The sequence below is a fragment of the Anaerococcus sp. NML200537 genome, from assembly GCF_026131715.1.
GTDB lineage: Bacteria > Bacillota > Clostridia > Tissierellales > Peptoniphilaceae > Anaerococcus > Anaerococcus kampingae.
The window spans coordinates 1-14,699 of record NZ_JAMXSL010000020.1 but is presented as its reverse complement, the minus strand read 5'-3'; the positions used below and the strand labels follow the sequence as shown (position 1 = coordinate 14,699).

The window sequence follows — 14,699 nt, the reverse complement described above, 5'->3', positions numbered from 1 at the left end:
AGGAGTGAGAATATGAATTTTTTAGATAATTTTATTACATCTCTTATGTTAATAAGAGTCACAGATGTTATTGATATTGCAATTATAGCCTTTGTTGTTTATAAGCTTTTTTCCTTGCTTAGAAACACCCGTGCTGAGCAGGTTTTATATGGACTTATCTTTGTCCTAATTTTCGCCTCTATTGCTGATATGCTCAACCTAAATACGGTTTCCTGGGTTATGAACCAGTTTTTAACTGTATCTTTGGTATTTATTATCGTAGTCTTTCAGCCTGAGCTTAGGACTGGTCTTGAGAGGATTGGTAGGGGTAGGTCTATCTTTGGATCTGAGAAAAATATGAGAAATGAGGATTCTATCAAGGAAATAGTTTCTGCAATGAGCTCCCTTTCTCGTCAAAAAATCGGAGCCCTAGTTGTACTTGAAAGGGAAGTAGGACTTTCTGATATAATTGAGTCAGGAACCATGCTTGAGGCAGATATTTCTAGTGAACTACTTATAAATATCTTTATACCAAACACACCTCTCCACGATGGGGCAGTTATTATTAGAAAAAACACAATCACAGCAGCAGCCTGCTACTTGCCACTTTCCCAATCCAATACCATTGCCAAGGAGCTTGGCACTAGGCACAGGGCGGCTATAGGTATTACAGAAAAGTCTGATGCGGTTGTAATCATAGTTTCAGAGGAGACAGGCAATATATCTGTAGCTGAAAATGGTGTAATCAACAGATATTTTGATGAAGAATCTCTAACAATTAGACTAAGAAATGAAATCAGCGAAAAGGGGCTAAAAAAAGATGAATAGCTTTCTAGAAAAACTCAAAAAATTTGACGATAAAAGCGATAATAAACTGATAATCCTATCAATTATAGTGGCTGTAGTGATGTGGACCTTTGTCACAACTTCAACCAATCCAACAGCAAATAGGACTTTTAGAAACCTTCCGCTTATTATACAAAACCAGGATAAGCTTGAAGATAATGGCTACACCATTGTCAGCAAGGATGAGGCAAACACTGTATCAGTCAGGTTAACAGGATCTAGAAATAACCTTATAGGCCTTGACCAATCTGATATTCAAGCCTCAATAAATGTTGCAAATGTCAAAGAAGGTATTAACTCCCTCGATGTAAACATTGATACTCCAACAGGAATCTATGTCGATCACATAGACCCAAAGAGTATAAACCTTAATATCCAAAGGATAATCACAAAGTCAATGCCGGTAAATATTGTCATAGATGATAAGTTGAAAGATGGCAAACTTGTCGAGGTAAATGAACAAAGGCCAAAGGAAATACAGATTTCAGGACCAGAATCCATAATAAATAAGGTCGACAGAATCGAAGCCTACATCAATGATGCCGAATATCTGGATGGCAAAATTCATAATGTAAATGTCAATGTCCTTGATAAGGGCGGAAAGACAGTTGAAGGAGTTGACCTAGACCATAAGGATATCAACCTTTCCTTCCTAGTTTATGAAACAAAAAAAGTAAAGGTAGAACTAAAGGTAAGGGGTGAACTTGCCGAGGGATATCAAGCAAGCCTTAAGACCCTAAGGCCTGATCAGATTGTAATAAAGGGCCAAAGCCTTAAAAATATAAGTAAAATCTCAACCTTCCCAGTAAATGTATCAAACATCAAGGCCAGCAAATCCGGAGAAGTAAAACTAGATTTACCAGATGGTGTAGAAGTTTATGATGGGGAAGATGTGATAAATTACAGGATAGATGTAAATAAGAAAGATAGTTCCGAGGATGAATAAGGAATTTATCTTAAAAAGCCTAGAAGAAGCTGGCTTTAAAGCCTATCTTGTGGGAGGTTGCCTTAGAGATGAAATAATGGGAAAGCCTTCATCAGATGTTGACATAGCAACGACTGCAAGGCCAGATGAGATTAAGGAAGTCTTTAAGGATTTTACCCTAGTTGATATTGGCAAGAAGTTTGGAACAATCAAAGTTCTTGCAGGATTTGATGAGTATGAGATAACAACCTTAAGGTCCGACTCAATCTATTTAGATAAGCGAAGGCCTGTAGCTGTATCCTTTACTGATGATATTTATGAAGATTTGGCCCGCAGGGACTTTACCATAAATGCTATGGCTAAAAGGAGTGGAGAAATAATCGACCCTTTTGACGGAAGGACTGATATAAAAAACAAGATAATACGAGCTGTGGGTAATCCTAAAGAGAGGATTGAAGAAGATTACCTGAGGGCCCTTAGGGCAGTTAGGTTTGCAACTTGTCTTGATTTTACAATCGAGGATAGTCTAAAAAAGGCCATAATAGAAAAACAAGCGAATATTGGATTTATTTCAAAAGAGCGAATTGCAAGTGAGATAAATAAAATTTTGCTAGCTGATAATCCAGTTTATGGGATAAGACTCTTAGAAGAATTGGGTCTACTTGCTAAGATTTTCCCAGAACTATATAGAACTATCGGATTTGACCAACATTCGCCCCACCACTACCTAGATGTCTATGAACACAGCCTAGAAGTCTTAAGAAATACAGAAAAAGACCTAATAACAAGACTTGCCGCCATCCTTCACGATACAGGCAAGGTAGATTGCTTTTTTCTTGATGAAAAGGGCAATGGTAGATTTTTTGGTCACCAAGACTTGTCCGCAGACCTTGCCATTGCAAGGCTTAGAGATTTAAAATATTCCAAAAAGCTTATAGGATCTGTAGAAAACCTTATTAGAAGGCATATGGATGCGGCCAATATCTATACAGAAAAGTCTATCAAAAGGCTTCTAAGAAAACTTGGCAAGGAAGACCTCTTAAGGCTCCTTGACTTGCAAAAGGCTGATAAGCTTGCAACAGTCCACAAGGACCTAGCAAATATAAATAAGGCCCACGAGCTTTTAAAAAATCTAGAAAAAGAGGACCTGGTCCTTAAAAGGTCGGATTTAGCAGTAAATGGCAAGGACTTAATAAAACTCGGTTACAAAGAAGGCAAGGCCTTGGGCGATTTGCTTAAATTAATAGAAGAAAATGTTCTTGAGGAAAAACTTCCTAATAATAAGTCCGCAATCCTTAAATTTATAAGAGAAATGGGCTAGTTTCTTGCTAGCTAGATAAAAATGTAGTATATTATTTCAATGAGTATGAACTTTCACGGAGGAGAAAATGACAGAATTAAAATCACACGAAAATAACATAGCTAAATTTGAATTTAATGTAGCTTATGATGACTTTAAAAAAGCAACTGACACAGTATATAAGAGAAATAAGAAAAGATACAGAATAGATGGTTTCAGACCAGGCCATGTTCCAAGAAGAGTTCTTGAAAAAATGTACGGCCCAGAAATCTTCTACGATGATGCTATCCAAATAGTATTCCCAGAACCATACGAAAAGGCAGTAGAAGAATTAGGTCTAGAAGTAATCGACCAACCATCAGTAGACTTAGATGATATCGAAGAAGGCAAAGACATCACCTTCAAGGTAGAAGTAGAAACAAAACCACATCCAGTCCTAGGTGATTACAATAATCTTGTAATAGAAGAAGTATCTGGTGAAGTAACTGAAGAAGATGTAAACCACGAACTATCTCACCAACAAGAAGAAAATGCTAGACTTATCTCAGTAGAAGATAGGGGAGCAAAAGAAGGTGACAAGGTAAATATAGACTTTGATGGCTACCTAGATGATGAAGAATTTGAAGGTGGCAAGGCAGAAGACTATGACCTAGTAATAGGCTCAAACACCTTTATCGAAGGCTTTGAAGACCAAATAATCGGTCACAAGGTAGGAGATAAGTTTGAAATCAACGTAACCTTCCCAGAAGATTACCAAGCAAAAGAATTCCAAGGCAAGGATGCTAAATTTGTTGTTGAAATCAACTCAATCACAGAAAAACAACTTCCAGAACTTGACGATGAATTTGCAAAAGACATCTCAGAATTCGATACACTTGAAGAACTTAAAAACAACCTAAAAGAAAAGCTAGCAGATGATAAGAAATCTTTTGCTGAAAGCCAAATGCAAAACCAAGCAGTAGCAGCCCTAGTAGAAGTAAGTGAAGTTAGCGCTCCAAAATCAATGGTAGACAGAGAAATCGACTTTGATCTTCAAAATCTAGATCAAAGACTTCAACAAATGGGTCTAACACTTTCTCAATATATTGAAATGACAAAGATGGATATCAACGCTATCCGTGACCAATATAGAGAAGCTGCTGAAGCTAGAGTTAAGGCAAATCTTGTAATAGATGAGCTAGCTATCAAAGAAGGCATCGAAGTATCTGATGAAGAAAAAGAAGAAGAATTAAAAGAAACAGCTAAAAACTACGGTGTAGATGACTTTGAAAAATTCAAAGAAATCTTTGCTAAAAATGTTTCTGATGAGACTCTAGAAGAAAATATCAAGAGAAGAAAGGCTGTAGAATTACTAGTAAGTAAGGCTAAGGCTCTTCCTCATGAAGAATACCTCAAACACGTAGAGGAAAACAAAGAAGCAAAATAATTAACCTAGTTTTAAGCTGAATATAAGGAAAATCCTTATAAAGGAGGCTTTATGTTAGCTAAAAATTATTTAGTACCAACAGTAGTAGAACAAACAAACAGAGGCGAAAGAGCCTATGATATATATTCAAGACTTCTCAAGGATAGGATAATTTTCCTATCTGGAGAGGTACGTGATGAGGTAAGTGATATAATAATTGCCCAACTTCTATTTTTAGAAAGTGAAGATCCAAACAAGGACATACATTTTTATATCAACTCCCCAGGCGGCGTTGTAACAAGCGGCCTTGCAATTTATGACACAATGAACTACATCAAGCCAGATGTATCAACAATCTGCATAGGTCAAGCAGCATCAATGGGAGCAGTACTTCTATCTTCAGGAGCCAAGGGCAAGAGATTTTCTCTACCTAACTCCAACATCATGATCCACCAACCATCAGGTGGGGCCCAAGGTCAAGCGTCAGATATAGTTATCCAAGCTGAGCAAATCCTAAAAATTAAGGCTAACCTTAATAGGATTCTAGCAGAAAATACTGGCAAAGACCTTGCCCAAATAGAGAAAGATACAGACAGGGACTTTGCCATGAGTGCACAAGAAGCCCTAGAATATGGTCTAATAGATAAAGTTATAGAAAGTAATAAGTAATATGGCAGAAATGGACAAAACGCAAGTGAGATGTTCTTTTTGTGGTAAAGATTCTAGCCAAGTAAAGAGGATAATTGCCGGAGCAAATGGCTATATATGCAATGAATGCGTGGAACTTTGCTCAGAAATTATCGAGGGTGAAGAAAATGCTATGAATGATTTTGCCTTTGATTTTGAACTATCAAAACCAAGGGAGATCAAAGACTACCTTGACCAATATGTAATAGGCCAAGAAGAAGCAAAAAAAACCCTATCAGTAGCAGTCTACAACCACTACAAAAGAATTACATCCAATGTTGAAGATACGGATGTAGAATTACAAAAATCAAATATTTTAATGCTTGGACCAACAGGTTCTGGTAAGACCCTCCTTGCCCAAACCCTAGCCAAAAAGCTAAATGTGCCATTTGCTATAGCAGATGCTACAAGCCTTACCGAAGCAGGTTATGTGGGTGAGGATGTAGAAAATATTATCCTAAAACTAGTCCAAGCAGCTGATTACGACATAGAAGCAGCTGAAATTGGAATAATCTATGTAGACGAGATAGATAAGATTACTAGAAAAAGTGAAAACCCATCTATAACTCGTGATGTAAGTGGGGAAGGAGTCCAACAAGCTCTTCTAAAGCTAATAGAAGGCACAGAAGCCAATGTCCCTCCACAAGGGGGCAGGAAGCACCCATCTCAAGAATATATCAGGGTAAATACCACCAATATTCTCTTTATCCTAGGTGGGGCCTTTGAAGGCATAGGAGATATTATAAACCAAAGACAAGTCGATAAGACCATCGGCTTCGGGGCAGATATTTCCAAAAGAGAAAAGACAAACCTAAGCCTAGTCAATACCGAAGACTTGCTCAAATTTGGCCTTATACCAGAATTTATCGGTAGGGTGCCAATAATAGTAAGTCTTGATGCCCTAGATGAAGATTCCCTAGTGAGAATCCTAAAAGAGCCTAAAAACTCAGTCATCAAGCAATATCAAAAGCTGTTTGACCTTGATAATGTCAAGCTAAGCTTTGAAGATGATGCTATTGAGGCTATAGCAAAAAAGGCAATAGAGCAAAAAACAGGAGCTAGGGGCCTTAGGACCATACTTGAAAATCTCCTCCTCGATGTGATGTTTGACATACCATCCAGGAATGAAATAAAAGAAGTTCTAGTAACCAAAGAAGCTATAGATGATCCTAGCAAGCTAGAATACAAAAAGAAATAAGAGTAAAATTGGGGAATGCTAGTCATTTCCCTTTTTAAACGTAAGGAAGATTTATGAAAGAAACATATAAAATAACACAAGAAAACTTAGCATTGGTGCCTTTAAGAGGCTACTGGGTAATGCCTACTACTATGCTTAATTTTGATTGCGCTAGGTCCATCTCAAAAAATGCTGTTGAAAATGCTAAGCTAAATAACGAAGATATATTTTTACTAAACCAAAAGGACATTTTCGATGACAATCCTAAGCAAGATGGCCTTTACGAATATGGAATAGTAGCGACCATTAAGGAAACCTTCACCATGCCAAATGGCGAAATTAGAGTCTTTGTCCAGGCAAGAGGTGTGGGTAAGCTTGAGAAACTAAAGGTCGCAGAAGGCTTTTTAAGAAGTGATGTCGAAGTTTACGAATACCTAGAAGAAAACCAAGAAGACACCGACACCTTACAAGCCCTCAAAAAACTCCTCCTAGAAGATTTTAAGGAATATGTCTCAATTAACGAAGATATCATGGATGAGATATCCTATGGCATGGTAGAAGTTGAAAATTACCATAGACTAGTAGATTTAATTAGCTTTCACCTAGACCTTTCTCCAAAGGAATACTATCAGCTTTTAAGTGAGCTTGATATTACTGAAAGGATGAAATTTCTCCACAGGACAATTGATAAGGAAATCGAGCTTAAAAACCTAGGTCTAGAAATTGAAAAGGAAGTAACTGACAATATAAACAAATCCCAAAAGGAATACTACCTCAGGGAGAAGATGGATGTTTTAAAGAAGGAACTCAACCAAACAACAGGTCAGGCAGAAAATGAAGTGGACGAATTCCGCCAAAAGATTGCAAAGATTAAGTTTGATAAGGAAAGCAAGAAATCCCTAAACAAAGACCTAGATAGGCTTGAATCCATACCAGAGATGAGCCCAGACTATGGGGTGATTATTTCTTACCTAGACTTTGTAGTTGGCCTACCTTGGAATAAAAAATCTAAGGAAAGCCTTGATATCAAAAAGGCAAGCACAATCCTTGATACAGACCACTACGGCCTTGAAGATGTCAAGGAAAGAATCCTAGAATCAATTGCCGTTAGGATTAAAAATAAGTCTGTAAAGGGGTCAATAATCTGTCTTGTAGGCCCTCCAGGAGTGGGAAAGACTTCCATTGCCAAGTCTGTAGCCCGTGCCCTAAACCGTGAATTTGTCTCAATGAGGCTGGGCGGTGTGACAGATGAATCAGAAATTAGAGGCCATAGGAGGACCTATGTAGGAGCTATGGCAGGTAGGGTTCTTGCCAATATCAACAGGGTAGGGGTTAAAAATCCAGTCTTTCTCTTAGATGAGATTGATAAATTAGGATCTGATTTTAGGGGTGACCCATCATCAGCCCTTCTTGAAGTTCTAGATCCTGAGCAAAATGATAAATTTATTGACCGCTACCTAGACATACCTTTTGACCTATCGGATGTATTTTTCCTAACTACAGCCAATGACATCAACCAAATTCCAGATGCCCTCTACGATAGGCTTGAAATCATCGAGCTATCAGGTTACACCATGGGTGAGAAGATGAACATTGCCAAGAAATACCTCATAGCCAAGCAAATGAAAAACACAGGTCTAAGCGATGAAGAGCTTGCCCTATCAGACAATGTTATAGAAAAAATTATCAAAAACTATACCAGAGAAGCAGGTGTTAGGGAGCTAGAAAGGCTAATTGGCAAGATTTGCCGTAGAGCAGTCAAGGAAATCCTAGAAGGTAAGAAGTCAGTCAGAGTTACTATGAATAATTACAGCAAATACCTAGGCCGTGAGAAATTTATAGACGATCACATATCCAAGGAAGAAAAGATAGGCGTTGTAAATGGCCTAGCTTGGACATCTGTGGGTGGTACTATGCTTACAGTTGAGGCCAATGTTATGGAAGGTAAAGGACATGTAGAATTTACAGGCTCTCTTGGAGATGTCATGAAAGAATCTGGCCAAGCAGCTATTGTCTACATCAGGTCAAATGCTGACAAGCTTGGTATTAAAGATAAGTTTTATGAAGATAAGGACATCCACGTCCACGTTCCAGAAGGGGCAACACCAAAAGATGGTCCATCAGCAGGTATAACCATGACCACAGCTATCACCTCTGCTCTCACAGGCAAGAAGGTGAGAAATAACCTAGCCATGACAGGGGAGGTCACAATCACAGGTGATGTCCTAGCCATAGGCGGTCTTAAGGAAAAGGCCCTAGCAGCCTATTCTTATGGGGTCACAAATGTGATAATACCAAAGGATAACGAGAGAGATACAGAAGATATACCAAAGGAAATCAGGGATAAGATTAACTTCATCCCAGTTTCAAATGTCTCAGAAGTCATAGAAAGAGCCCTCATATGAAGATAAAAGACATAGAATTAGAACAAGTTGCAGGTTTTAAGAGCCAGTGGCCAAAGGATGAATTGGCAGAAATTGCCTTTGTAGGTAGGTCAAATGTCGGTAAGTCCTCCTTTATCAATTCCTTTTCAAATAGGAGGGCCATTGCCAAGACCAGTTCCAAACCAGGCAAGACCAGAACAATCAATTTTTATAGGGTAAACAATGCCTTTAGGCTGGTAGACTTACCAGGCTATGGCTATGCCAAGGTCTCCAAAGCCGAAAAAGCCAAGTGGGATAAGCTAATAAATGAATACCTCCACGAGAGGGAAAATCTCAAAGAGGTCTTCCTCTTGGTAGACATCCGCCATGAGCCAACAGCTCTGGATAAGCAAATGTATGATTGGATTCTAGAATCAGGCTACATGGGCTTTGTCATTGCAACCAAGTTTGACAAAATAAAAAAAGGACAGGTCCAAAAACACCTAAAACAAGTTCAAAAAACCCTAGGCATAGAAGATGAGGGCCTAATCTTTGCCTACTCATCAGAAACCAAACACAACAAGGACGTCCTAGAAGAGCAAGTTGAAGTAATAATAAATGCCTAGTTAGTAAAACTCATCTCAATTAGTGAATTGATGGGATAAGCCCAGAAAGAAGCGAAAGGGTAGAAAAATTATAATAAATCAAGAAGGCTCCGGCCTTCTTTTTTTGTATTAGCAGAAAAAAGTGGGTATAAATATAAAAAGGAAGAAGAAAAGAAAGGAAATCTTATGACTAGGAATTTATCTAATAAACAAAAAAATACATATTTAGGACTTATGCTTATCATGTATATCTTGATGGTCGGTGTAGTTTATGAAGTAAGGGTCTATGATACTTGGTACCTATTTGTAGCTACCCTAGTTTGGTCAGTTATAGCTTTATTTTACCAAAAAAGCCTAGGTATCAAATTTAATAAGGAAGCAAATTATTATTTAGAAAGCATTGATAAAAAATATAAGTATCTATTTTATGGGTCATTTGCCCTCATGGGTCTTGCTATCTCATTTTCTGTAAGCTTGAGCATTAAATTTTTAAACTTATTAGTAATAGCTGCGTGCTACCAGCTTTATATGACCAAAAAGATGCTTGATTATGCATACTAAAAAGTAGGTGATTTTAATTTCACCTACTTTTTAAATTACTTATTTTGCTGAAAGAGTAAATTCTGCGATTTTTTCGTAGTTACCGTCTGTTAGTCTGCCGGAGTTTTCATTTATTTTTGATCTTGATAGGGTGAAGGTAATTTCTCTTCCGTCCTTGATTTGATCTAGGCTTAGGTCTGAGAACTCGTTGTTATAGAGGAAAGTAGCTATGCCGTGTTCAACTGTTCTTATGTCAAGCTCTATTTTTTTGCCGTCCTTGTCAAGGCCTTCAAGTTGGTAGTCATAGTCTGCATCAAGGCCTTCAATTATAGCGGTCATGGTGATTGGGTTTACTTTCATTAATTTAATATTTGATCCATTTTGAAGTTCGTAGTCTTGGGCTAAAATTTTGTTGTCTTCATTAACAAGATTTGTAGAAGCCTTGATAGATACGATATCACTTTTTGTTCCCTGTAGGAAGTAGAGGTCTACGTCTGCGTTTTCTAGGCTAGGAAAGTCCTTGTCAAAGTTTATCATGGTTGATGTTGTATAAGTTTCGCCGTCTTCATTATCAGCTGCTGAACCAGATTCGCAAAGGGCATTATAGGTTTCGCCGTTGATTACAACCTTATAAATACTTGCTTCTCTTGTAGAAAATGCCATACCATTTACTTTGTTACTTGTATCTCTGAGGACGTTTAGGAAAATATGATTATCTTCAATGGCAAGATTATTAAGGATAAAGGAGTCTTCCCCAATGGTGATTGGCTTATTAAGCTCAGTTACATATTTGTAGGAGTCAGGGCTTGCACCGAAGGTTTCCATAAAGGATACCTTGATATCTGTGGTAAATTTAGAAACTTCAGCCCTTACAGGAGGAATTGTAAGTCCTGCCACAAGAAGTAAGGCTGCTGCCACTGCCATATATTTTTTCTTTGAATTTTTCTTATAAGATTTTGCCATTTTATATAAAGACTCCTTTTCTATATCATTTAATTTATATTCTTCGCTTTCAAATTCTAAATTATTGATTTCATCATAAACATTTTTCATTTTGAATCTCCTTCCTTATTTTTTTCTTACCTCTTGAAACTCTGTTGTAGAGATTTGCCTTTGATATGTCATAGATTTTAGCCACTTCGTCGTAGGAGAAGCCCTCTATAAATAATTTCCTAAAAATTTCTTTATCCCTTTCATCAAGGACCTTAAGAATTTCATCTGTATTATCTAGGTAAATCTCATCATCATCCTCTAGATAGTTTGCAACTTCATTTAAATCTACGCTTTTATGCCTAATTTCCTTTCTTAGGGCATCGATGGCCTTGTATCTTGCAACACCCGCGCACCAATTCTTAAAGGATGACCTTTCTGGGTCAAAGGATCCTATATTATCCCAGACAGCTAGGACTGCTTCATTTAAGACTTCCATCCTCAGATTATCATTAAAGGTCAAGACCTTGTAGATAGATGCTTTCATTACTGGGCCGTAAGTGTCGATGAAGATTCTAAGGTACTTTTCATTTTTATTTTTAATTCCCTTTATTATTTTTAAATCATCCATCATTGCCTCCTTCACCTATATATTCGTACTAACCTTGCCTTTTCTATCATGATTTGTAAAAATACATTTGTTTATTTATTCTACCTGCCTTATAAATTTATGCATTTAAGCAAAAATTTAGGGTTTTATTAAATATTTATAAAAAACGCTTTAACTAATTATTTCAAAGCCTTGCACAAAGTGTAAATCTTTACTATAATATTAGCATAATACATATAAAGGAGACAATATGAACAAAAGTAAAACGTTAGCATTATTGTTATCACTATCCATGCTCTTCTCAGCTTGTGGATCTAATACAGCTGATAAGAAGGCAGGAGATAAGGCTGACACTAAGGTAGAAGAAGCAACAGGCGAGGCTACAGGAGAGGGCACAGCTAAAGGCCACAATGGAGATCTTAAGGCTGTAGTAACTTTCGAAGGCGATAAGATTGCAAAAATCGACCTTACCCACGAAGAGACAGAAGGTCTTGGAGATAAGGCAGCTGACAAGCTTGTTGAAGAAATTATAGCTAATAACTCTATCAATGTAGATACAGTTTCAGGTGCTACAGTTACATCTACTGCTCTTATAGAAGCTGTTAAGGCTGCTATAGAAGCAAGCGGTAGAGATGTTAAAAACTACGAAGGCCAAGTTGAAAAGGCTAAGGGCGAAACTACAGAAAAAGATGTAGACGTAGTAGTAGTCGGTGGTGGTGGTGCAGGTTTTGCAGCAGCAGTATCTGCCAAGGAAGCAGGAGCAAATGTAGTCCTACTTGAAAAACTATCAGCAGTTGGTGGTAATACCCTAATTTCTGGTGGTGAATACGCAGCTCCAGCCAACGAACTTCAAGAAAAAGAAGGCATCGAAGATAGTAAGGAAAAATTTGCAGAAGACGTAGAAAAAGCTGGTGGTAACCCAGAATTAATCAAGGTCCTAGCAGATAAGGCTACAGAAGATGCTTACTGGTTAAGAGATGACATAGGAGTTAAGTGGTTAGATTCACTAATGTTCTTTGGTGGTCATTCAGTAAAAAGATCTCTAATACCAGCAGCTCATACAGGTAACGAGCTAATCAAAAATTACACAAAAAAATGCCAAGAGCTTGGCATAGAAGTAATTACAGAAGCAGACGTAAAAGAAATCTTAGCTAAAGACGGCAAGGTTTGCGGAGTTAAGGCTGAGACAAAAGATGGCGAACTTCTTGTAAATGCTAAGTCAGTAGTCCTTGCAAGTGGTGGTTTCGGTGCAAATGCTGAAATGTGCTACGAAAATGATAAGGAAGTTGACGAACACGTCCTATCAACAAACTCACCAGGAGCAACAGGTGATGGTATCACTATGGCTGAAAAACTAGGTGCAGACACAGTAGATATGGATAAAATCCAACTTTACCCAGTATGTGACGTAGAAACAGGAAAACTTCTATACTGCGGCGATACAAGACTAGTTGGTGGAGCTTTATTAGTAAATAAAGAAGGTAAGAGATTTGTAGAAGAGCTAGGTACCAGAAGAGAAATCTCAATGGCAATCAAGGCTCAAACAGACTATGTAGGCTATGTTCTTTGGGATGAAACATCAAACGAAAAGACAGGCACCATGGCATCAAACCCAGAAGAAGCAAAATCACTCTTTGACAGAGGCCTAATGGTAAAAGCAGACACTCTAGAAGAATTAGCTGACCACTTTGGCATAGACAAGGATGCCTTACTAGAAACAGTAAAAACCTTCAACGAAAACTCAGCCAAGGAAGAAGACCCAGACTTCAACCTAAGAATGCTAGGCTGGCAAGTAAAGGATGCACCATTCTACATGATGAAGGCAGCTCCAGCAGTTCACCACACAATGGGTGGTCTAAAAATCAACACAGAAGCAAAAGTCCTAAACAAAGACGGACAATGGATAGAAGGCCTATACGCAGCAGGCGAAGTAACAGGCGGTATCCATGGCGAAAACAGATTAGGCTCTGTAGCAATGACAGACATCACAGTATTTGGTAAGATAGCAGGCGAAAACGCAGCAGCAAATGCCAAAAACTAAGAAATATCAAGAGAAGTCCCTCGGGGCTTCTTTTTTTGTCAAATTAATTAAGATAAGCCTGTAAAGATTGCAAAAAATTGTTTAACTCTGCGAGCTAATAGGTATATATAAGATAGGATTAAGAATAAAGTTGGAGGATATATGATAAATACAGAAGTTAGAAATAAAATTGGTATAATCTACCTAGATAGGCCAGAGGCCCTAAATGCCATAAATGGCCAGATGGTCGATGAAATATATAAAGCCCTTAAGAAATTTGAAGAAGATAAGGACATAAGAGCAATCCTTTTTGATTCTCATGCAGAAAAGGGTCTATCAGCAGGTGGAGATCTAAAAGAAATTTACTATAATTATCTTACAAATGATGAAGCACCTAAGAAGGAAGAATTCTTCAAAAAGGAATTTGACCTCAATAAATACATCATGGACTATCCAAAGCCAATCATAAGCCATTGGTTTGGCATCACCATGGGCGGGGGAATTGGCCTTACCATCCACTCTGACCTAATCATAGCAGATGAAACAACAAACTGGGCCATGCCAGAAACAAGTCTAGGCTTTGTGCCAGATGTATCCGTAGGTTATTATATATCAAGGCTTGACAGGGCCCTCGGCCAATATGTAGGCCTAATAGGATCAAGGCTCTATCCAATAGATTTGGTAAAAAATAAGCTTGCTCATATCCTAATAAATCATAAAGATTATCAAGAGATTTTAGAAATAATAGTAAGATTATCAGAAACAAGCGAAGATTTAATAGGGGACATAAAGAATGAAATTTCAGGCTTTGCCATAAAAGAAGGCACCAGCCCAAATATAGAAAATGAGGCCAAGATAAAGACCCACTTCGCTAAAGATTCTGTAGAAGAAATCGTAGCTAGCCTTAAAGAAGCTGATGATGATTTTGCAAGAGAAAGCCTAGAAGTCCTAGAATCAAGAGACCCCTTCATGGTTAAAGTCCAATTTGAAAAATATTTCCTAGGTCAGAAACTATCCCGCAAGGAGACAATCGACCTAGACTTAGATATAATCAAATACGGCTTAAAGACAGGCGCTATCAAAGAAGGCATCAGGGCCAAGCTAATAGATAAGGACAATGAAGCAGTCTGGCCAGTATCAAGCCTTGCTGATGTAGATGAGAAAGAAGTAAAAAATCTTCTTAGAATAAAATAAGCACCAAAAAAGGTGATGTTGCAGAATAGTTAAATCTATTCTGCAACATCACTTTTTTTCTCGGATATTTGTATTAAGTAATTTAATTATATAGAGATTTTTAAGGTGGGAATAAATT

13 protein-coding genes are annotated in these 14,699 nt (G+C 37.7%); 11 read left to right on the top strand and 2 right to left on the bottom strand.

Features of this window, described 5'->3' with window-relative positions; translation table 11 throughout:
- Positions 1-12 precede the first annotated feature (12 nt).
- The 9 genes from cdaA (at position 13) to NH288_RS06740 (ending at position 9,848) form a co-directional block, all read left to right on the top strand.
- Complete coding sequence (gene cdaA / locus NH288_RS06780; RefSeq protein ID WP_106461626.1) at positions 13-807, top strand: diadenylate cyclase CdaA; 795 nt, start codon at positions 13-15, stop codon at positions 805-807.
- Positions 800-1,771, top strand: coding sequence for a YbbR-like domain-containing protein (locus tag NH288_RS06775; protein ID WP_265214142.1), 972 nt, complete (start codon positions 800-802; stop codon positions 1,769-1,771). The genes cdaA and NH288_RS06775 overlap by 8 nt, the downstream gene beginning before the upstream one ends.
- On the top strand, positions 1,764-3,071 hold the full coding sequence (locus NH288_RS06770; protein WP_265214141.1) for a CCA tRNA nucleotidyltransferase: 1,308 nt from the start codon (positions 1,764-1,766) through the stop codon (positions 3,069-3,071). The genes NH288_RS06775 and NH288_RS06770 overlap by 8 nt, the downstream gene beginning before the upstream one ends.
- A 67-nt stretch (positions 3,072-3,138) precedes the next feature.
- On the top strand, positions 3,139-4,476 hold the full coding sequence (tig, locus tag NH288_RS06765) for a trigger factor (RefSeq protein ID WP_265214139.1): 1,338 nt from the start codon (positions 3,139-3,141) through the stop codon (positions 4,474-4,476).
- 51 nt (positions 4,477-4,527) lie between these two features.
- Entirely contained in the window at positions 4,528-5,124 is a 597-nt protein-coding gene (gene clpP / locus NH288_RS06760; protein ID WP_106461633.1) for an ATP-dependent Clp endopeptidase proteolytic subunit ClpP, read from the top strand.
- 1 nt (position 5,125) lies between these two features.
- On the top strand, positions 5,126-6,340 hold the full coding sequence (gene clpX / locus NH288_RS06755) for an ATP-dependent Clp protease ATP-binding subunit ClpX (protein ID WP_265214136.1): 1,215 nt from the start codon (positions 5,126-5,128) through the stop codon (positions 6,338-6,340).
- 53 nt (positions 6,341-6,393) lie between these two features.
- The gene (gene lon, locus NH288_RS06750) at positions 6,394-8,724 is read left to right on the top strand and encodes an endopeptidase La (RefSeq protein WP_265214134.1); all 2,331 of its coding nucleotides are present in this window, start codon (positions 6,394-6,396) and stop codon (positions 8,722-8,724) included.
- Positions 8,721-9,308: a ribosome biogenesis GTP-binding protein YihA/YsxC gene (gene yihA / locus NH288_RS06745; protein ID WP_265214132.1), complete on the top strand. Its 588-nt coding sequence runs from the start codon at positions 8,721-8,723 to the stop codon at positions 9,306-9,308. The genes lon and yihA overlap by 4 nt, the downstream gene beginning before the upstream one ends.
- Before the next feature lie 165 nt (positions 9,309-9,473).
- Positions 9,474-9,848, top strand: a complete 375-nt coding sequence (locus NH288_RS06740) for a hypothetical protein (protein WP_265214131.1) — start codon at positions 9,474-9,476, stop codon at positions 9,846-9,848.
- A gap of 39 nt (positions 9,849-9,887) precedes the next feature.
- Here the strand turns inward: NH288_RS06740 and NH288_RS06735 are convergent, their stop codons facing one another.
- Positions 9,888-10,880 (bottom strand): hypothetical protein, encoded by a 993-nt coding sequence (locus NH288_RS06735; protein WP_265214128.1) that lies wholly within the window; start codon positions 10,878-10,880, stop codon positions 9,888-9,890.
- Positions 10,864-11,388 (bottom strand): sigma-70 family RNA polymerase sigma factor, encoded by a 525-nt coding sequence (locus tag NH288_RS06730; protein WP_265214126.1) that lies wholly within the window; start codon positions 11,386-11,388, stop codon positions 10,864-10,866. The genes NH288_RS06735 and NH288_RS06730 overlap by 17 nt, the downstream gene beginning before the upstream one ends.
- A 229-nt stretch (positions 11,389-11,617) precedes the next feature.
- On the opposite strand from NH288_RS06730, the gene NH288_RS06725 reads away from it, so the two are divergent.
- Both NH288_RS06725 and NH288_RS06720 read left to right on the top strand, forming a co-directional pair.
- A complete protein-coding gene (locus NH288_RS06725) occupies positions 11,618-13,408 on the top strand; it encodes a flavocytochrome c (protein WP_265214125.1) in 1,791 nt (596 codons plus the stop codon).
- A 141-nt stretch (positions 13,409-13,549) separates the two neighbouring features.
- Positions 13,550-14,581 carry an enoyl-CoA hydratase/isomerase family protein gene (locus NH288_RS06720; protein ID WP_265214123.1) on the top strand — a complete coding sequence of 344 codons (1,032 nt, stop codon included), beginning with the start codon at positions 13,550-13,552 and terminating at the stop codon, positions 14,579-14,581.
- The last annotated feature ends 118 nt before the right edge of the window (positions 14,582-14,699 follow it).